Raw genomic sequence first — 18,028 nt, 5'->3', positions numbered from 1 at the left:
TATTACTGCCGTGAGCATGCGACTGACCTGCGATGTCGTGGTCGTCGGGGCGGGCATGGTGGGCGCCGCGTGTGCCCTGTACGCCGCTCGGGAGGGCCTGGACGTCGTCGTGGTGGACCGGGGGCCGGTGGCCGGCGGTACCACGGGGGCGGGCGAGGGGAACCTGCTGGTCTCCGACAAGGAGCCCGGGCCCGAACTCGAACTCGCCCTGCTCTCCGGACGGTTGTGGACCGGCCTGGCCGGGGAGCTGGGTGACCGGATCGAGTACGAGGCGAAGGGCGGGATCGTCGTCGCCGCCGAACCCGAGGGGCTCACCGCCCTGGAGAAGTTCGCGGCCGGGCAACGGGCCGCCGGGGTGACGGCGGAGAGCGTCGACGCGGAGCAACTCCGCGAGCTGGAACCGCATCTGGCGCCCGGCCTGGCCGGCGCGGTGCGCTACCCCCAGGACGCGCAGGTCATGCCGACGCTGGCCGCCGCGCATCTGCTACGGGCCTCGGGCGCCCGTCTGTCGACCGGCCGGACGGTGACGGGCGTGCTGCGCGGCGCCGACGGTGCCGTACGCGGAGTCCGCACCGACCACGGTGAGATCCACGCCCCGGCCGTCGTGAACGCGGCCGGCACCTGGGGCGGCGAGCTGGCCGCCCTCGCCGGGGTGCGTCTGCCCGTCCTGCCCCGGCGCGGCTTCGTCCTGGTCACCGAGCCGCTGCCGCGCCGGGTCCGGCACAAGGTGTACGCCGCCGACTACGTGGCCGACGTGGCCAGCGACTCGGCCGCGCTGCAGACCTCACCGGTCGTCGAGGGCACGGCGGCCGGACCGATCCTGATCGGCGCGAGCCGGGAACGCGTCGGCTTCGACCGGTCGTTCTCGCTGCCGGTCGTACGGGCGCTGGCGGCGGGCGCGACCCGGCTGTTCCCGTTCCTGTCGGACGTCCGGGCGATCCGCGGCTATCTGGGTTTCCGCCCGTACCTGCCGGACCATCTGCCCGCGATCGGCCCCGACCCCCGCGCCCCCGGTCTCCTGCACGCCTGCGGGCACGAGGGCGCGGGCATCGGACTCGCCACCGGCACCGGGCAGTTGATCGCCCAGGTGCTCGGCGGCCGGGCCCCGGAGCTGGACCTGACGCCGTTCCGTCCCGAGCGTTTCACCGAGGAGGCCGCGTGAACCCGCCGGAACAGACCCGGGCCCGGCCGGGTCCCGCCTTCACCGTCACCTTCGACGGCCGGGAGATCGACGCGTGGCCGGGCCAGACGGTCGCCGCCGCACTGTGGGCGGCCGGTGTCACGTCCTGGCGGACCACCCGGAGCGAGGGCAGTCCGCGCGGGGTCTTCTGCGGGATCGGCGTCTGCTTCGACTGCCTGGTCACCGTCAACGACCGCCCCAACCAACGGGCTTGTCTGGTGCCCCTGCGCCCGGGCGACGCGATCCGCACGCAGGAGGGCACGGGCCACGATGACTGAGCGGCCCCGCCCCCACCTCGCCGTCGTCGGCGCGGGCCCGGCCGGTCTCGCCGCCACCCTGGCCGCCGCCCGGCACGGGGTGCGCGTCACCCTGATCGACGCCGCGCCCGAGGCGGGCGGTCAGTTCTACCGGCAGCCCGCCGCCGGGCTCAAGGCCCTCCGGCCGCAGGCACCGCACCACCACCGGCCCGGCTGGTTGCGCCTGCGCGACGGACTCGACCGCGAACTGGAGGCCGGGCACGTGGTCCATCTCCGGGACCGTCACGTGTGGTTCGTGGAGCGACGGCCGGAAGGCTTCACCGTGCACGCCCTGCTCGGTCCGGAACAGGAACGGCCGCAGGAGGTCCGCGCGGACGCCGTACTGCTCGCCACCGGCGGCTACGAGAAGGTGCTGCCCTTCCCCGGCTGGACGCTCCCCGGTGTCGTCACGGCGGGCGGCGCCCAGGCCATGCTCAAGGGCGGACTGGTGCTGCCGGGACGCACGGCCGTCGTCGCCGGCACCGGACCGCTGCTGCTGCCCGTCGCCACCGGCCTCGCGGCGGCCGGCGCCCGGGTGGCGGCGCTGGTGGAATCCGCCGGCCCCCGGGCCTTCGTACGACGCTCCCCGGCCCTGGCCACGCGGCCCGCGAAACTCGCCGAAGGCGCCCGGTACGCGGGGCAGTTGCTACGGCACCGGGTGCGCACCCTGGTCCACCACACCGTCGTCGAAGCGCACGGCGACCGGCGCCTCGAAGCGGTCACCGTGGCTGCGCTGGATGCCGAGGGCCGGGTACGGCCGGGCACCCGGCGGCGCCTCGACTGCGACACTCTGGCCGTGGGACACGGCATGCTCCCGCACACCGATCTCGCCCAGGGCCTGGGCTGCCGTGTCGACGGCGTCGCCGTGCACGTCGACGACGAGCAGCGCACCGACGTACCGGGGGTGTGGGCGGCGGGCGAGGCCACCGGTGTCGGCGGCGCGGACCTCGCCCTCGCCGAGGGCCACATCGCCGGACGGTCGGCCGCCGCCCGGCTGTCGGGCTCGCAACCGGACCCGCGCGACTGGGCCCGGGCCGCCGGAACCCGTGCGGGACTGCGGCGGTTCTTCGCGGCGGTGGACGAGGCCTGTGCACCGCCCGCCCACTGGGCCGAGCAGGTCACCGACGACACGGTGGTGTGCCGCTGCGAGGAGGTGCCGGCCGGGGCGGTCCGCCGGGCCGTGACCGAGCTGGGCGCGGGCGACGTCCGGACCGTCAAGCTGCTCACCCGGGCCGGGATGGGCTGGTGCCAGGGCCGGATGTGCGGGCCCGCGGTCGCCGGGCTCACCGGGTGCCCGGAGACGGCGGGGTCGAGACCGTTCGCCCGACCGGTACCGCTGGGTGTGCTGGCGCGGGCGGGCGGTGACGACGAATCGCGGTCGGAACGGCGGTCGGGACAGCAGTCGGAGCATCAGTGATATGTCACATTCCACCGGAGGGAACCGTATGACCACCACCCCCAGCCCCCGCCCCCGCCCCTGGCGCGGCGTCCTGGTAGCCACCGCTCTCCCCCTCGCCGACGACCGCTCCGTCGACTACGACAAGTACGCCGAGCACTGCGTCTGGCTGGTCGAGAACGGCTGCGACGGCGTCGTACCGAACGGCTCCCTCGGTGAGTACCAGGTACTCACCCCCGAGGAGCGCGCCCAGGTCGTGGAGACCGCCGTGGCCGCGATCGGCGGCGCGCGGGTGATGCCCGGTGTCGCCGCCTACGGCTCGGCCGAGGCCCGCCGCTGGGCCGAGCAGGCCCGGGACGCCGGCTGCGGGGCCGTGATGCTGCTGCCGCCCAACGCCTACCGCGCCGACGAGCGGTCGGTGCTCGCGCACTACGCGGAGGTCGCGAGGGCGGGGGTGCCGGTCGTGGCGTACAACAACCCCATCGACACCAAGGTCGACCTCGTCCCGGAACTGCTCGCGAAGCTGCACGGCGAGGGGTACATCCACGCCGTGAAGGAGTTCTCCGGTGATGTCCGCCGGGCCTATCAGCTCGCCGAACTCGCCCCGGAGCTGGACCTGTTGATCGGCGCCGACGACGTCCTGCTGGAGCTCGCCGTCGCGGGTGCCAAGGGCTGGGTGGCGGGTTATCCGAACGCGCTGCCGGCCGCGACCGTCGAGCTGTACCACGCGGCGGTGGACGGGGACCTGGACACCGCCAAGCGGCTGTACGAGCTGCTGCACCCGCTGCTGCGCTGGGACTCCAAGGTGGAGTTCGTGCAAGCCATCAAGTTGTCGATGGACATCGTCGGGCGCCACGGCGGTACCTGCCGGCCGCCGCGCGTGCCGCTGCTGCCCGAGCAGGAGGCCGTGGTCCGCGCGGCCACCGGGAAGGCCGTCGCGGCCGGACTGGCATAAGCGGCCCGGACCCCCCACTCACGTCACGAGGAGCGTCATGCGCAGCAAACTCGTCCTGCACGCCGTCGACTCGCACACCGAGGGCATGCCCACCCGGGTGATCACCGGCGGGGTCGGCACCGTCCCCGGCGCGACGATGAACGAGCGGCGGCTGTACTTCCGTGAACACCGCGACGACATCAAGCAGTTGCTGATGAACGAGCCGCGCGGGCACTCCGCGATGAGCGGGGCGGTCCTGCAGCCGCCGACCCGGCCGGACTGCGACTGGGGCGTCATCTACATCGAGGTGTCCGGCTACCTGCCGATGTGCGGGCACGGCACGATCGGGGTGGCGACCGTGCTGGTCGAGACCGGGATGGTGGAGGTCGTCGAGCCGGTCACCACCATCCGGCTCGACACCCCGGCCGGTCTCGTCGTCGCCGAGGTCGCGGTGGCGGACGGAGCGGCGCAGAGCGTCACCCTGAAGAACGTGCCGTCATTCACGGTCGGGCTGGACCGCAAGATCACCCTCGCCGATGGGCGATGTGTGACATATGACATGGCATACGGCGGTAACTTCTACGCCATCCTCCCCCTGGACGAGTTCGGCCTCCCCTTCGACCGCACCCGCAAGGACGACATCCTCGCCGCCGGGCTGTCCCTCATGGAGGCGATCAACGCGGAGGGGGAGCCGGTGCATCCCGAGGATCCGTCCATCCGCGGCTGCCACCACGTCCACCTGGTCGCGCCGGGCTCCACGGCCCGCCGCTCCCGGCACGCGATGGCCATCCACCCCGGCTGGTTCGACCGCTCCCCCTGCGGCACCGGCACCAGCGCGCGGATGGCCCAGCTGCACGCGCGCGGCGAACTCCCCCTGGACACCGAGTTCGTGAACGAGTCCTTCATCGGCACCCACTTCACCGGCCGGCTGCTCGGCACCACCGAGGTCGCGGGCATCCCCGCGGTCCTGCCAAGCTTCACGGGCCGCGCCTGGATCACCGGTACCGCCCAGTATCTACTGGACCCCACCGACCCGTTCCCGGCCGGCTTCGTCCTCTGACCGTCCCCGTACCCCTCCCAGGAGTTCCGCCATGGCCGACCGGCCCAGCAGTTCGCCCGCCCCCGCCATCCCCGCGCTGGGCGGCCGCAAGCCCAACTTCCGGGAGCGGGTCGTGGATGTGCTGCGCGCCGCGCTGATCGCCGGCGAACTCCGCCCCGGCGAGGTGTACTCGGCGCCGGGGCTCGCCCCCCGGCTGGGCGTCTCCGCGACCCCGGTGCGCGAGGCCATGCTCGAACTGGTGAAGGAGGGCATGGTCGAGATCGTCCCGAACAAGGGGTTCCGGGTCACCGTCGTCTCCGACAAGGAACTCGACGAGTACACCCATGTCCGGTCCCTGATCGAGATCCCGACGACCGTGGGTCTCGCGGCCACCGCCGACCCGGCCGATCTGGAGGCGCTGCGCCCGGTGGCCCTGGAGATCGTCACCTCGGCCGTGAAGGGGGACCTGATCGCGTATGTCGAGGCCGATCTCGCCTTTCATCTGGGGCTGCTGGCGCTGGCGGGCAACGACCGTCTCGTCGAGGTGGTACGGGACCTGCGGCGCCGCTCGCGGCTGTACGGGCTGACGGCGCTGGTGGCGGCCGGCCGGCTGAAGGCCTCCGCCGAGGAGCATCTGGAACTCCTCGACGCCCTGCTCGCCCGCGACGAACAGGGCGTCCGCGAGGTCATGACCCGCCACCTGGGCCACGTCCGCGGTCTGTGGGCGGCCGGGCAGCCCACGGACGGCTGACCCCGCCCCGCCGGGTGCACCCGACATCGTGAACCACGCGCAGTGAACCAGTCAGCGTGAGATGTGCACGGTGAGATGCGCACGGTGAACTACACCCGGCGAACCGCACATCGAGAACTACCCGCACGGAACTACGCAGTGGGATGGGCGAGTTCGATGTCGTGGTCGTGGATGTCGGCGCCGGAGACCACCACCCCGGCGGCCTGCGGCGGGTAGCCGGTGGCGATGACCGTGTAGGGGCCGGTGTCCAGGTCGGAGAAGGCGTACGCGCCGTCCTCGCCGGTGGTGGTCGTGGCGACGACGTTGCCGACGGCGTCCACCAGCGTGACCCGGGCGTCGCCCAGCGGGCCCCCGGCGCCGCGCACCGTGCCGCGCACATGGGCGCCGGGCCGCAGTTCGACCTCGATCCGGGTGGTCCCGGTCCCGGTCATCTCGACGGGCAGCGCCAGCGGCCGGTGCTTGGGCGAGCTGACCGCGAGGGTCACGGTGCCCGGCACCAGGTCGCCGACCGCGAACTCGCCTAGCCCGTCGGTCTGTTGGGTGGCCAGCACCTCGCCGCGCACATCGGTCACGACCACCACGGCCCCGGCGACCGGTGCCCCGCTGTCGGCGGCCCGCACCAGTCCGGCGAGGCCGCCGGTGCCGGTGAGCAGCAGGTCGTGGGCGACCGGAGCGGTGCTCACGAGGAGGGTGGTGGCCCGCGGCCGGCAGCCGTCGGCGGCGGCGACCAGGACGTACGTCCCCTCGCCGGGCGCCTGCACGGCGTAGCGGCCCTCGGTGTCCGCGACCGCGCGGCCGAGCTGGCGTCCGCCGAGGGAGATCAGCGTGACCGCGGCCCCGCCGACGCCGGTCCCGTCGGCGCCGCGCACCCGCCCGTGCACCGCGATGCCGTCGCCGGTGCCGGGGAGGACGACGGCGTGCACCGAACCCCCGACGGCCACCGGGGCTTCCTCGGCCTCCACCGGCACGGCCCCCACCGGCGCCCCTCCCGCAGGCACCGCCCCCGCCCCCGCCGCCACCGGCCTCCGTCGCGGAATGAACGCGGCCACCAGCAGCGCGAGGATCGCCGCGCCGGAGCCGACCGCCATGACCACCTTGAAGCCGTTCTCGGAGGGCACGGTCGCCGTGCCGAAGGTGGTGGTCATCTGGGCCAGGATCACCCCGGCGACGGCGCTCGCGGTCGACGTTCCGATGGACCGCATCAGGGTGTTGAGGCTGTTGGCGGCGGCCGTCTCGTGCGGGTCGACGGCGCCCATGATGAGCGCGGGCATCGCGCCGTAGGCGAAGCCGATGCCGGCGCCGATGACGCAGGAGGCGAGGACGAGCTGCCAGACGGCGTCCATCATCACGATGTTGAGGCCGTAGCCGGTGGCCACGATCACCGCGCCGCACATCAGGGTGATCTTGGGGCCGAAGTTCCGGGAGACGAGGGCCGACAGGGGTGCCGTCGCCATCATCACGAGGCCGGTCGGGGCCATCACCAGGCCCGCGGCGAGCAGCGACTTGCCCAGACCATAGCCGGTCGCCTGAGGCAACTGCAGGAGCTGCGGAAGCACCAGGGACATCGCGAACATCGAGAACCCGAAGGCGACCGAGGCGAGGTTGGTCACCAGGACCTGGCGGCGGGCCGTGGTGCGCAGGTCGACCAGCGGTTCCCTGGTGCGCAGTTCGTAGAAGCCCCAGCCGAGCAGGATCACCACGGCGGCCCCGAACAGGCCGAGCGTGGTGCCGCTCCCCCAGCCCCAGTCGGCGCCCTTGGAGATGCCGAGCAGCAGACAGACCAGGCCCGCCGCCATGCCGAGCGCGCCGGGCAGGTCGAAACGGCCGCCGGTGCGCACCTTCGACTCGGGCACGAGCAGCAGCACGAACAGCGCGGCGACGACGCCGAGCACGGCCGAGGTCCAGAACAGGACGTGCCAGTCGAAGTGGTCGGCGATCAGCGCGGCGGCGGGCAGTCCGAGCGCGCCGCCGACGCCGAGGGAGGCGCTCATCAACGCGGTGGCGGAGCCGAGCCGTTCGGCGGGGAGTTCGTCGCGCATGATGCTGATGCCGAGCGGGATCACGCCGGAGGCCAGGCCCTGCAGCGCACGGCCGACGATCATCGGCACGAGGCTGTCGCTCAGCGCGGCGACGACCGAGCCGACGACCAGCATGACCAGGCTGGTCAGCAGCATCAGGCGTTTGCCGTACATGTCGCCGAGCCGTCCCATGACGGGCGTGGCGACGGCCGCCGCGAGCAGGGTGGCGGTGACCGCCCAGGCCGCGTTGGAGGCGGAGGCGTCGAGCAGCTTCGGCAGCTCGGGCACGATCGGGATCACCAGGGTCTGCATCAGCGAGACCACGATCCCGCCGAAGGCCAGCACCGCCACGACGACGTTCGCCCGTGGTGCGGCGGACTCCCCTGCTTCTATCGGCCGGGGCTGTGCATGGGACATGGGCGAGCCTCCACAAGGCCACTCGGGTCTGCACGACCCTCCCGAATGTAAGTCAATTGATTGACTTACTCAAGCAGGACCGGGTATCACGGGAGGGAGGTCAGCTCGACTCGCGCACCACCAGCCGGCACGGCACCGTGTGCACCCCGGGCTCCGGCTCGGCGTCGATGGCCTGGAGCAGCCGTAGCGCGGCGATCCGCCCGATCTCGGCCAGGTTCATGTCGACGGTGGTGAGCGGCGGGCGGCAGGCGAGGGCCATCGTGTCCCAGTTGTCGTAGCCGACCACGGCGATGTCCCCCGGCACGTCCTTGCCGCGCTCGCGCAGCGCGTCCGCGATCCCGCGGGCGATCTGGTCGTTGCCGCAGAAGACGGCGTCCGTGTCGGGTGCCGTCCGCAGCAGCGCGTCGGCGGCGCGCCGCCCCCAGGCCTCGCTCCACTCGCCGTGGTGCACCCGCCCGGTGGCGAGCGGGAGGCCGGCGCCGGCCAGGTGCTCGACGGCGTGCCGGGCGCGGTCGCGGGCGGCCTGGTGGTGCTCGGGCCCGGTGACGTGGGCGATCCGGGTCCGGCCGGTGGCCAGCAGGTGTTCCAGGGCGAGGTGGGCGCCGCCCCGGTCGTCGGTGACCACGGAGGTGTCGGCGGGGTCGGTCGACGGGGAGAGCGCGTAGACGACCGGGATCGCGGGGTCGATGCCGGTCAGGGGCGGGCGGGGATCGGTACGGCGGCCGGTGACGATGATGCCGTCCACGCGGCGGTCGGTGAGGGTGCGCAGATGGTGCTGCTCGCGGATGGCGTCGCCGCGGGTGTCGCAGAGCAGGACGGAGATCTTCCCGGCGCCGAGCGCGTCCTCGGCGCCGAGCAGGACCGGGGTGCTGAAGCGGCCGATGCCGTCCGTGGTCACCAGGCCGACCGTCCAGCTGCGGCCGCTGTGCAGACTCTGCGCGTGCTGGTTGGGCCGGAACCCGAGGGCCGTCACCGCGTCCAGTACTCGTTGCCGGGTCTCCGGGCGCATCCGGCCGGCGCCGTTGAGCGCCTTGGACGCGGTGCCCACGCTGACGCCGGCGAGCGCGGCGACATCGGTGAGCCTGGCCCGGCCGGCGGGCGGGGAGTCTGGAGCAGAGGTCACGGGCAAACCTTTTCCTGGACGGCTTCTCGGCTGTGCCGCCGGGCTCCCGGCGGCACAGTCGCCCCACATCGTCGCAGCCGTCCTCACGAAGTGCCAGCCCTCACGGGCAAGTTGAAAAAACCGCGCCGGGCGTCTTGACCCGCCTCCCGTGCTGCCCTGTACTTCTCGGCGAGAAAACGGTTGCGCAAGATGATTCCCCGTCTCCTCGCGTCCCAAGTTCCAGACAGCGTTCGGTATTTCGGAAGACCCCGAACCCCAAGACCCCGAACCCCGAGGCCCCGAGCTCAAGAAGCTCAAGCCACCACCCCGAGGCCCCAGCCCACCCTCCCCCTCCCCGGAGAGCCATGCCCCGCAGTCGCTCCGCCCTGTCCTCCCCCGCCGGTCCGGTCCGTCTCACCCCCGCCGCACACACCGCGCTGCGCCCGGCGGCCGTCACCATCGACGGCGGTTTCTGGCACGACCGCCGCGCGACCAACGCCCGCGTCTCCCTCCCCCAGGGCCCGGACCTGCTGGAGTCCGCCGGAAACCTGCACAACCTGCGGCTGGCGGCCGGCAGCGCCGAGGGCGAGTTCCAGGGGGCGTACCCGTTCGTCGACACGGACGTCTACAAGTGGCTGGAGGCGGCCTCCTGGCACCTCGCCCACGGGGAGGACCCGGCGCTGGCCGCCGACGTGGCGCGGATCGTCGCCCTGGTGGCCGGGGCCCAGCAGCCCGACGGCTATCTGAACACCTGGTTCCAGCTGGTCAAGGGCGGTGAGCGCTACCAGGACCTGCGCTGGGGCCACGAGCTGTACTGCGCGGGCCATCTGATCCAGGCCGCCGTGGCCCACCACCGCTCCACCGGCCGCCCCGAACTCCTCGACGTGGCACGGAAGTTCGCCGACCACATCGACTCGGTGTTCGGCCTCCCCGGCAGCGGCAGGCCCGTCGACGGCATCGACGGCCACCCGGAGGTCGAGACCGCCCTGGTGGAGCTGTACCGGGAGACCGGCGAGCGCCGCTACCTGGACCTGGCCGGCTACTTCGTCGACCGGCACGGTCACGGCCTGCTCGGCGGCGAGGCCTACTGCCAGGACCGCGTCCCGCTGCGCGCGGCGACGAACGTCGAGGGCCATGCCGTACGGCAGTTGTACCTGCTCGCCGCCGCCGCGGACCTGGCGGCCGAGTCCGGTGACGCCGAACTCCTCGCCGCCGGAACCCGGTTGTGGCAGGCGATGACCACCACCAAGACCCATCTCACCGGCGGTCTCGGCGCGCACCACGACCAGGAGGACTTCGGCGACCCGTACGAACTCCCCAACGAGCGCGCCTACTGCGAGACCTGTGCCGCGATCGCCTCGGTGCAGTGGAGCTGGCGCCTCGCCCTGCTCACCGGCGAGGCCCGCTACTCCGACCTGGTCGAGCGCACCCTCTTCAACGGCTTCCTGGCCGGGGTGTCGCTCGACGGCGAGCGGTGGCTCTACGTCAACCCGCTCCAGGTCCGCGACGGCCACACCGACACCGGCGGCGACCAGTCGGCCCGCCGCACCCGCTGGTTCCGCTGCGCCTGCTGCCCGCCGAACGTGATGCGCCTGCTGGCGAGCCTGCAGCACTACCTGGCGTCGAGCGACGAACAGGGCCTGCAGATCCACCAGTTCGTCACGGGCGTGTACGAGACCGACCGGGTCCGGGTGCGCGCCGAGACCGACTACCCCTGGCACGGCACGATCGCGCTCACCGTCGAGGAGACCCCGGCCGACGGGCCCTGGACGCTGTCGCTGCGCATCCCGCAGTGGTGCCGGGAGTTCCGGGTGCGGTGCGGCGCGGAGTCGTACGACCGGTCCGACGCCCCCGTCGACGCGGGCTGGCTGCGGCTGACCCGTACCTGGGAGCCGGGCGACCGGGTGCTCCTCGAACTGGTCCTGGAACCCCGGCTCACCGCCGCCGACCCGCGGGTGGACGCCGTACGCGGCTGTGTGGCGATCGAGCGCGGGCCGCTCGTCCACTGCCTGGAGCAGGTGGACCATCCGGGCGGCGGCCTGGACGACGTCGTCCTCGACCCGTCCCGGCCGCTCGCCGTCAAGCACCGCCCGGACCTGCTCGGCGGCGTCACCACCGTGGTGGCCGCCGGCCGGCGGCGCCGCGTCCCCGACCGGGGCTGGTGGCCGTACGCCCCGGCCGCCGACGCCGACGCCGAACCCGGGGGCGAGCCGGTCGAGTTGACCGCGATCCCGTACCACGTCTGGGCCAACCGCGAGGACGGCAGCATGCGCGTCTGGCTCCCCACCACCTGACACACCCCGTCCTACGACAACGAGGTCACCCCGTGATACCCACCCGCCGTACCCTCCTGGCCGTCGCCCTGGCGACCCTGCTCCCCCTCACCGCCTGCGGTGGCGGTTCCGGCTCCTCCGGATCGTCGTCCTCGGCCGGCGGGACGTACACCTTCTGGGACCCGTACCCCCAGTTCGACGCCTCCTCGGACTGGGGCAAGCGGGTCGCCGCGTGCGGCACCGCGGCCGGGGTGAAGCTCAAGCGGGCCGCGTACGACACCACCGACCTCGGCAACAAGGCGCTGCTGGCCGCCCAGCAGGGCAACGCGCCGGACGTGATGCTGGTCGACAACCCGGTCGTCTCCACGCTGGTGGAGGCGGGGATCCTCAACAGGACGAGCGACCTCGGGCTCGACACCTCCTCGGTCCAGAAGAACATCATCGGCGCCGGCACGATCGACGGCGCCGCCTACGGGGTCCCGATCGGCGCCAACACCCTCGCGCTCTACTACAACAAGAAGGTCCTCTCGGCCGCCGGTGTCGACCCGGCCTCGATCACCGACTGGGCCTCCCTCACGGCCGCGTTGAAGAAGGTCAAGGCGGCCGGGAAGAAGGGGATCACCTTCTCGGCGATCAACACCGAGGAGGGCAGCTTCCAGTTCCTGCCCTGGTTCTGGGGCGCGGGCGGTGACCTCACCGCGCTCGACTCCGCCAAGGGGGTCGCCGCGCTGACGCTGTGGAAGCAGTGGGTGGACGCGGGGTACGCGCCCAAGGACGTCCTCCAGAACACCCAGACCACCAGCTGGCAGGAGTTCGCCACCGGCGACTACGCGTTCAGCGAGAACGGCACCTGGCAGCTGGGCAACGCCGACAAGGCCGGCTTCCCGTACGGAGTCGTCAACATCCCCGGGCAGAACGGCGGTTCGGCGCCGGTGCCGACGGGCGGCGAGTTCGTGACCGTGCCCGTGCAGAAGGACACCTCGCGCTACGAGGTCAGCAAGAAGATCGTCGGCTGCCTGACCAGCGACGCCAACCTGCTGCCCACCGACACCACGCTCATGTACGTGGCGCCCACCGCCGCCGTACAGGCCGAACAGGTCAAGAAGAACCCGGAGTTGAAGCCCTGGGTGGCGGCGGTCGCGGCGGCCCGGGGCCGTACCAGCGGCGGGCTCGGCACCAAGTACCCGACGATCTCGCAGCCGATGTGGACGGCCGTCCAGGCGGCGCTGTCGGGGAGCAAGAGCCCGCAGGACGCGCTGGCAGCTGCGCAGGCCGCGGCGGGGAAGGGCTGAGCGGTGGCTGTGAATCTGCGGGTCGGTGGGGGCTTGTCGCGCCACGCGGCGGAGCCGCGTATCGATGCGCCCCCGCGCCCCTGTCGGGGCGCTGTACCGCAGGGAGTTCGGCTGTCCCCTGGGCTACGGAGCCGGCTGACCGCGCTTGCCTTCGTGGCGCCCCTGCTCGTCTACCTCGCCGCCTTCTACCTCTATCCGCTCTACCGCAACCTCGACCTGAGCCTGCGCGACTACACCGTGCGGTCGTTCGTGGCGGGTGACGCGCCGTTCTCCGGCTGGCACAACTTCCGTACGGTGCTGGAGGATCCGACGTTCGGCCCGGCGATGCGGCACACGATGGTCTTCACCTTCGTGTCGATCGCCTTCCAGTACGCGGCCGGTCTCGCCCTCGCGGTCTTCTTCAACCGGCACTTCAGGCTGTCGACCGTGCTGCGGGCGCTGTTCCTGATCCCCTGGCTGCTGCCGCTGATCGTGTCGGCGTCGACCTGGTCGTGGATGTTCAACAGCGAGTCGGGGGTGCTGAACTACTTCCTGCACTTCCTCGGCGTCGACCCGGTCGGCTGGCTGACCTCGCCGAACTGGGCGCTGACCGCGGTGATCGTCGCCAACATCTGGATCGGCATCCCCTTCAACCTGGTCATCCTCTACAGCGGGCTGCAGAACATCCCGGGCGAGCTGTACGAGGCGGCGGCCCTGGACGGGGCGGGCGCCTGGCAGCAGTTCCGCCGGATCACCTTCCCGCTGCTGCGCCCGGTGTCGGCGATCACCCTGCTGCTCGGGCTCGTCTACACGCTCAAGGTCTTCGACCTGATCTGGATCATGACCAAGGGCGGTCCGGGCGACGCCTCCACCACCCTGGCCACCTGGTCGTACCAGCTGGGCTTCGGCACGCTGCTGCCCAGGTTCGGCCCCGGTGCCGCCGTCGGCAACATCCTGATCCTCATCGCCCTGGTCTTCGGCCTGCTGTACGTCCGCGTCCAGAGGAGGCAGGAAGCGTGAAGTCACGCGCCTACACCCTGACCGGCCTCCTCCTCACCGCGCTGATGCTGTTCCCGGTGTACTGGATGCTGAACGTGTCCCTCACCCCGCAGCAGGACATGCGCAAGGACCCGCCGGACCTGGTCCCGCTGCACCCCACCTTCGAGGGCTACCGGGCCGTCCTCCACGACCAACTCCCCTACCTGGGCACCAGCCTGCTCATCGGCCTCGGCACGGTCGCCCTCACCCTCGTCATCGCCGCCCCGGCCGGCTACGCCCTGGCCAAGCTCCGCCCGCGCGGCGGCGGCGCGCTCGGACTCGCCCTCCTCATCGCGCAGATGATCCCCGGGATCGTCATGGCGATGGGCTTCTACGGCGTCTTCCTGGACCTCGGTCTGCTCAACTCCTGGTGGGGCCTGATCGTCGCGGACTCCACCCTCGCCGTCCCCTTCGGCGTCATGATCTTCACCGCGTTCATGTCGGGCATCCCCGGCGAACTGGTCTCGGCCGCGCGGATCGACGGCGCCGGCACCTGGCGCACCTTCCGCTCGGTCGTCCTCCCGCTGAGCCGCAACGCGATCGTCACCGTCTCGCTGTTCGGCTTCCTGTGGGCCTGGTCCGACTTCGTCTTCGCCACCACCCTTGACGGCGGCGGCAGTTGGAAGCCGATCACCCTCGGCATCTACCAGTACATCGGCAACAACAACCAGGAGTGGAACGCGATCATGGCCACCGCCGTGGTCGCGTCGATCCCCGCGGCCGTCCTCCTGATCCTCGCCCAGCGCTATGTGGCCGCGGGCGTGACCGCGGGCGCGGTGAAGGACTGACACCCCCCAACTCCCCTATGTCCTGAGGAGATCCATGCCATGAGCCGCACATCATTCAGAGCCACTCTCCATGCCGCCCTCGGTGCCGTGGTACTCACCGCCGCCCTCGGCACCGCCGTTCCCGCCCACGCGGCGCCCACCTCCGCCACCACCCTCGTGGTGAGCGCGAACCAGACGCTCCGCCCGGTCACCCACGTGGCCACGGGCAGCCTCTACGGCCTGGACACCGGGAGCGTCCCGGCCGACAGCCTGGTCGAGCCGCTCAAGCCGAACACCTTCGTCCAGATGGCGCCCGGCGGCAGCCAGTTGCCCAACGGCGAGTCCAGCCCCGGCGGAGACGCCCTGGCCGTCGCCCCCGAGGCGGCGAAGGCCGGTGCCAAGGTGGTCGTACGCATGCCGGACTGGTACCCGGACTTCCCCTACAAGTGGGTGAGTTGGAGCAACTGGCTGGCCGCCGTGGACCAGCAGGTCGCGTCGGTGAAGTCCTCCGGTGCCACGAACATCGCCGCGTACGAGCTGTGGAACGAGCCGGACTGGACCTGGGACACCTCGGCGGCCGGCAGCTTCGACTCCGGGTGGGCGACGACGTACAAGGAGGTCCGCGCCAAGGACTCCGGCACGCCGGTCCAGGGCCCGAGTTACTCGGCGTGGAACCAGAGCTGGATGAGCACGTTCCTCACCGACGCCAAGGCGAGCGGCACGGTCCCGGACATCGTCTCCTGGCACGAGTTGCAGGGCCCGCAGAACATCGCGGCCCATGTCGCCGCGTACCGCGCCCTGGAGACCAGCCTCGGGATCAGCCCCCGCCCCATCGCCATCGAGGAGTACGGCACGACGAGCGAGGTCGGCGTCCCCGGACCGCTCGCGAGCTATGTCGCCAAGTTCGAGCGGACCGGGGTCCACGACGCCGAACTGGCCTTCTGGAACCACTACGGCACCCTCGGCGACACCCTCACCGACACCGGCGGCTCACCGAACGGGGCGTACTGGCTCTACAAGTGGTACGGCGACATGTCCGGGAACATGCTGGTCACCACGCCCCCGGCGCAGACGGGCATCGACGGCTTCGCAGCACTCAACAGCTCGGCCAACCAGATCAGCGTCGTCACCGGCGGCTGCACCGGTTCCTGTGCCGTCACCGTCAACGGACTGTCGTCGCTGTCGGCCTTCGGCGGCACCGTGCACGTCAAGCTGGAGTACACGCCGTCCAAGGGCCGTACGACCGCGGTCTCCGGGCCGGTCACCATCTCGGACAGCGACTACACGGTGAGCGGCGGTTCGATCACCGTACCCGTGACCATGAACGCCTCCGACGGCTACCACCTCACCGTCACCCCGAGCGGCACCGCCGCCTCGCTGGCCGGGCGCTACCAGATCACCAACAGGAACAGCGGCCTGGCCCTGGACACCAGCGGCGCCGGCACCGCGCAGGGCACCGCCGTCGTCCAAGCCGGGTCCACCACGGGCACCGACCAGAACTGGACCCTGGTGGCGGCCGGCAGCGGCCTGTACAAGATCCAGCAGCAGGCGAGCGGGCTGCTCCTCGGCATCACGAGCATGAGCACCAGTGCCGGCGGCACGGCCCTGATCTGGAGTGACAACGGCACCGCCGACCACCTCTGGCAGCTGATCCCGTCCGGTGACGGCTACTACAAGATCGCCAACTACAACAGCGGACTGCTGCTCGGGGTGACCGGCATGAGCACCTCGTCCGGCGCCCAGGTCCTGCAGTGGGACGACAACGGCACGGCCGACCACCTGTGGAAACTGACCGCCCGCTGACGTACACGACAGTGAACCCGAGCACATCCGAAGACGGCCGCCGCCTGCATTCATTGCCTGGCGGCGGCCTTCCCTGTTGATTCGCAGCCGAACACGACCGGCCGACCCCGCCTTCCCAGGACGGCCGGACCGGCCACCGTCGGACCACCGCAGGTGATCAGGAACGGGCGGTTATCGTGACGGGGCTGATCGAACAGGGACAGAACTGGCGGAGGACGGGGCGGTGTCGGACGAAGGGCGGCTGGTCGCCGGCCGTTACCGGCTGACCGAGCGGATCGGGCGCGGCGGCATGGGCACGGTGTGGCGGGCCGACGACGAGGTGCTGGCCCGGCAGGTCGCGCTGAAGCAGATCCACGCCCGCCCCCACCTCTCCGACGACGAGCTGGCCACCCTCTACGAACGCACCCGCCGCGAGGCCCGCAGCGCCGCCCGGGTCGTACACCCCAACGTGATCGTCGTGCACGACGTCGTCGAGGACGACGGCCGCCCGTGCATCGTCATGGAGTACGTCCCGGCGACCACCCTCGCGGACCTGCTCGACGGCGGCCGGACGCTGCCGCCCGAGGAGGCCGCCCGGATCGGCCTCGGCATGACCGCCGCCCTGCGCGCCGCGCACACGGCCGGTGTGCTGCACCGGGACGTCAAACCCGGCAACGTGCTCCTCGGCCCGGGCGACCGGGTGGTCCTCACCGACTTCGGCATCGCGCTGACCGCCGGGTCCTCCACGCTCACCCAGACCGGCCAGATGGTCGGCTCGATCCCCTACATGGCGCCGGAACGGCTGCGCGGGCTGACGCCGGGACCGGCCTCGGACCTGTGGTCGCTGGGGGCCACGCTCTACCAGGCGGTGGAGGGCCGGCCGCCGTTCCGGCGCGAGACCGCGATGGAGACGGCGTACGCCATCGTCACCGATCCCGTCGAGCCGATGCGGCACGCGGGCCCGCTGGAGCCGCTCGTCCAGCTGCTGCTGGCCAAGGACCCGGCGGACCGGCCGTCCGCCGAACAGACGGAACGGGCGCTGCTGGCGACCTGGTCGGGGGCGGTGACGGAACCGGAGGCTCAGGCGGCACGCCCGCAGCCGACCGAACCGGTACCGGCGCCCGGCAGCGGCAGACGCCGGCGGCGCGCCCGGCGTGGCCGGCTCGCCCTGGCCGCCGGAGCCGTCGCCGTCGCGGCGGCCGCCACGGTCACGGCCCTCGCCCTCCCGCACACCCCCGCGCAGAAGCACCCGGCCACGGCGAAGGCGAGCACCACGCCCGCGCCCGCCCTCCCCCGGGGCTACCACCGCGTCACCGACACCGCCCTCGGTGTCTCCTTCCCGGTCCCCGACGGCTGGACGGCCGGCACCCGCGCCACCGACGAGGTCACCTACAAGGACCCGACCGGCCTGGCCGGCGTCACCATCGGCATGGTGGAACCGGCCGGTGCGAACCCGATCACGCACTTCGCCGACATCGAGACCAACACCAAGGTCAACTACCCGACCTACCGCAGACTGCGGCTGCAGCGGACCACCTTCCGGGGACAGCCGGCCGCGATCTGGGAGTTCACCTTCCGGGGCCGGGCCCGCGTCTTCCGCGCCATCGACCTGGGCTACGGCCGGGAGGGCGGCCGGGAGTACGACATCTACCTCTCCGCGCCGGACGCCGCTTGGGACACCTACCGGCCGGTCTTCGACAACGTGAGGGACGGATTCCGTACGACCGGCTGACCGCTCGGCAACACGGACCGCCGCCCGCTAAG

14 protein-coding genes are annotated in these 18,028 nt (G+C 72.3%); 12 read left to right on the top strand and 2 right to left on the bottom strand.

The window, feature by feature from the left end; all coding sequences use genetic code 11:
* Nucleotides 1-10: 10 nt before the first annotated feature.
* Genes ACGFZS_RS16885 through ACGFZS_RS16860 form a run of 6 tightly spaced genes read left to right on the top strand, consistent with a single transcriptional unit; the run spans nt 11 to nt 5,596 of the window.
* Nucleotides 11-1,162 carry an NAD(P)/FAD-dependent oxidoreductase gene (locus tag ACGFZS_RS16885; protein WP_393795707.1) on the top strand — a complete coding sequence of 384 codons (1,152 nt, stop codon included), beginning with the start codon at nt 11-13 and terminating at the stop codon, nt 1,160-1,162.
* Nucleotides 1,159-1,458: a (2Fe-2S)-binding protein gene (locus tag ACGFZS_RS16880; protein ID WP_393795706.1), complete on the top strand. Its 300-nt coding sequence runs from the start codon at nt 1,159-1,161 to the stop codon at nt 1,456-1,458. Before ACGFZS_RS16885 ends, ACGFZS_RS16880 begins: the two co-directional genes overlap by 4 nt.
* Entirely contained in the window at nt 1,451-2,893 is a 1,443-nt protein-coding gene (locus ACGFZS_RS16875) for an FAD-dependent oxidoreductase (RefSeq protein WP_393795705.1), read from the top strand. Before ACGFZS_RS16880 ends, ACGFZS_RS16875 begins: the two co-directional genes overlap by 8 nt.
* Before the next feature lie 28 nt (nt 2,894-2,921).
* Nucleotides 2,922-3,827, top strand: a complete 906-nt coding sequence (locus ACGFZS_RS16870; protein ID WP_393795704.1) for a dihydrodipicolinate synthase family protein — start codon at nt 2,922-2,924, stop codon at nt 3,825-3,827.
* Between the two features lie 37 nt (nt 3,828-3,864).
* On the top strand, nt 3,865-4,866 hold the full coding sequence (locus ACGFZS_RS16865; protein ID WP_393795703.1) for a proline racemase family protein: 1,002 nt from the start codon (nt 3,865-3,867) through the stop codon (nt 4,864-4,866).
* Nucleotides 4,867-4,897: 31 nt separating this feature from the next.
* Entirely contained in the window at nt 4,898-5,596 is a 699-nt protein-coding gene (locus ACGFZS_RS16860) for a GntR family transcriptional regulator (protein WP_393795702.1), read from the top strand.
* A 131-nt stretch (nt 5,597-5,727) separates the two neighbouring features.
* On the opposite strand, the gene ACGFZS_RS16855 is transcribed toward ACGFZS_RS16860, so the two are convergent.
* Both ACGFZS_RS16855 and ACGFZS_RS16850 read right to left on the bottom strand, forming a co-directional pair.
* A complete protein-coding gene (locus ACGFZS_RS16855) occupies nt 5,728-8,031 on the bottom strand; it encodes an MFS transporter (RefSeq protein ID WP_393795701.1) in 2,304 nt (767 codons plus the stop codon).
* A gap of 100 nt (nt 8,032-8,131) precedes the next feature.
* A complete protein-coding gene (locus tag ACGFZS_RS16850) occupies nt 8,132-9,154 on the bottom strand; it encodes a LacI family DNA-binding transcriptional regulator (protein WP_393795700.1) in 1,023 nt (340 codons plus the stop codon).
* A gap of 344 nt (nt 9,155-9,498) precedes the next feature.
* Here ACGFZS_RS16850 and ACGFZS_RS16845 point away from each other — a divergent pair, with 344 nt between their 5' ends.
* The 6 genes from ACGFZS_RS16845 (at nt 9,499) to ACGFZS_RS16820 (ending at nt 17,996) form a co-directional block, all read left to right on the top strand.
* Nucleotides 9,499-11,427: a glycoside hydrolase family 127 protein gene (locus ACGFZS_RS16845; RefSeq protein ID WP_393795699.1), complete on the top strand. Its 1,929-nt coding sequence runs from the start codon at nt 9,499-9,501 to the stop codon at nt 11,425-11,427.
* A 32-nt stretch (nt 11,428-11,459) separates the two neighbouring features.
* Nucleotides 11,460-12,698, top strand: a complete 1,239-nt coding sequence (locus tag ACGFZS_RS16840) for an extracellular solute-binding protein (RefSeq protein ID WP_393795698.1) — start codon at nt 11,460-11,462, stop codon at nt 12,696-12,698.
* A gap of 9 nt (nt 12,699-12,707) precedes the next feature.
* Nucleotides 12,708-13,697 carry a carbohydrate ABC transporter permease gene (locus ACGFZS_RS16835; RefSeq protein ID WP_393796021.1) on the top strand — a complete coding sequence of 330 codons (990 nt, stop codon included), beginning with the start codon at nt 12,708-12,710 and terminating at the stop codon, nt 13,695-13,697.
* Between the two features lie 44 nt (nt 13,698-13,741).
* The gene (locus tag ACGFZS_RS16830) at nt 13,742-14,503 is read left to right on the top strand and encodes a carbohydrate ABC transporter permease (protein ID WP_393796020.1); all 762 of its coding nucleotides are present in this window, start codon (nt 13,742-13,744) and stop codon (nt 14,501-14,503) included.
* A gap of 39 nt (nt 14,504-14,542) precedes the next feature.
* Complete coding sequence (locus tag ACGFZS_RS16825; RefSeq protein ID WP_393795697.1) at nt 14,543-16,285, top strand: RICIN domain-containing protein; 1,743 nt, start codon at nt 14,543-14,545, stop codon at nt 16,283-16,285.
* Nucleotides 16,286-16,508: 223 nt separating this feature from the next.
* Nucleotides 16,509-17,996 (top strand): protein kinase, encoded by a 1,488-nt coding sequence (locus tag ACGFZS_RS16820; protein ID WP_393795696.1) that lies wholly within the window; start codon nt 16,509-16,511, stop codon nt 17,994-17,996.
* The last annotated feature ends 32 nt before the right edge of the window (nt 17,997-18,028 follow it).

Origin of the sequence: Streptomyces sp. NPDC048288 (assembly GCF_043201555.1) — a bacterium.
Lineage (GTDB): Bacteria > Actinomycetota > Actinomycetes > Streptomycetales > Streptomycetaceae > Streptomyces.
Note: the sequence above shows the minus strand (reverse complement) of the source record. Positions and strands in the feature narration are given on the sequence as shown.

Excerpts from the sequence above, each read along its gene's own strand:
- ACGFZS_RS16875 (WP_393795705.1), top strand. The coding sequence starts at position 1,451 with ATGACTGAGCGGCCCCGCCCCCACCTCGCCGTCGTCGGCGCGGGCCCG.
- ACGFZS_RS16870 (WP_393795704.1), top strand. The coding sequence starts at position 2,922 with ATGACCACCACCCCCAGCCCCCGCCCCCGCCCCTGGCGCGGCGTCCTG.
- ACGFZS_RS16865 (WP_393795703.1), top strand. The coding sequence starts at position 3,865 with ATGCGCAGCAAACTCGTCCTGCACGCCGTCGACTCGCACACCGAGGGC.
- ACGFZS_RS16860 (WP_393795702.1), top strand. The coding sequence starts at position 4,898 with ATGGCCGACCGGCCCAGCAGTTCGCCCGCCCCCGCCATCCCCGCGCTG.
- ACGFZS_RS16855 (WP_393795701.1), bottom strand. The coding sequence starts at position 8,031 with ATGTCCCATGCACAGCCCCGGCCGATAGAAGCAGGGGAGTCCGCCGCA.
- ACGFZS_RS16845 (WP_393795699.1), top strand. The coding sequence starts at position 9,499 with ATGCCCCGCAGTCGCTCCGCCCTGTCCTCCCCCGCCGGTCCGGTCCGT.
- ACGFZS_RS16830 (WP_393796020.1), top strand. The coding sequence starts at position 13,742 with ATGCTGTTCCCGGTGTACTGGATGCTGAACGTGTCCCTCACCCCGCAG.
- ACGFZS_RS16825 (WP_393795697.1), top strand. The coding sequence starts at position 14,543 with ATGAGCCGCACATCATTCAGAGCCACTCTCCATGCCGCCCTCGGTGCC.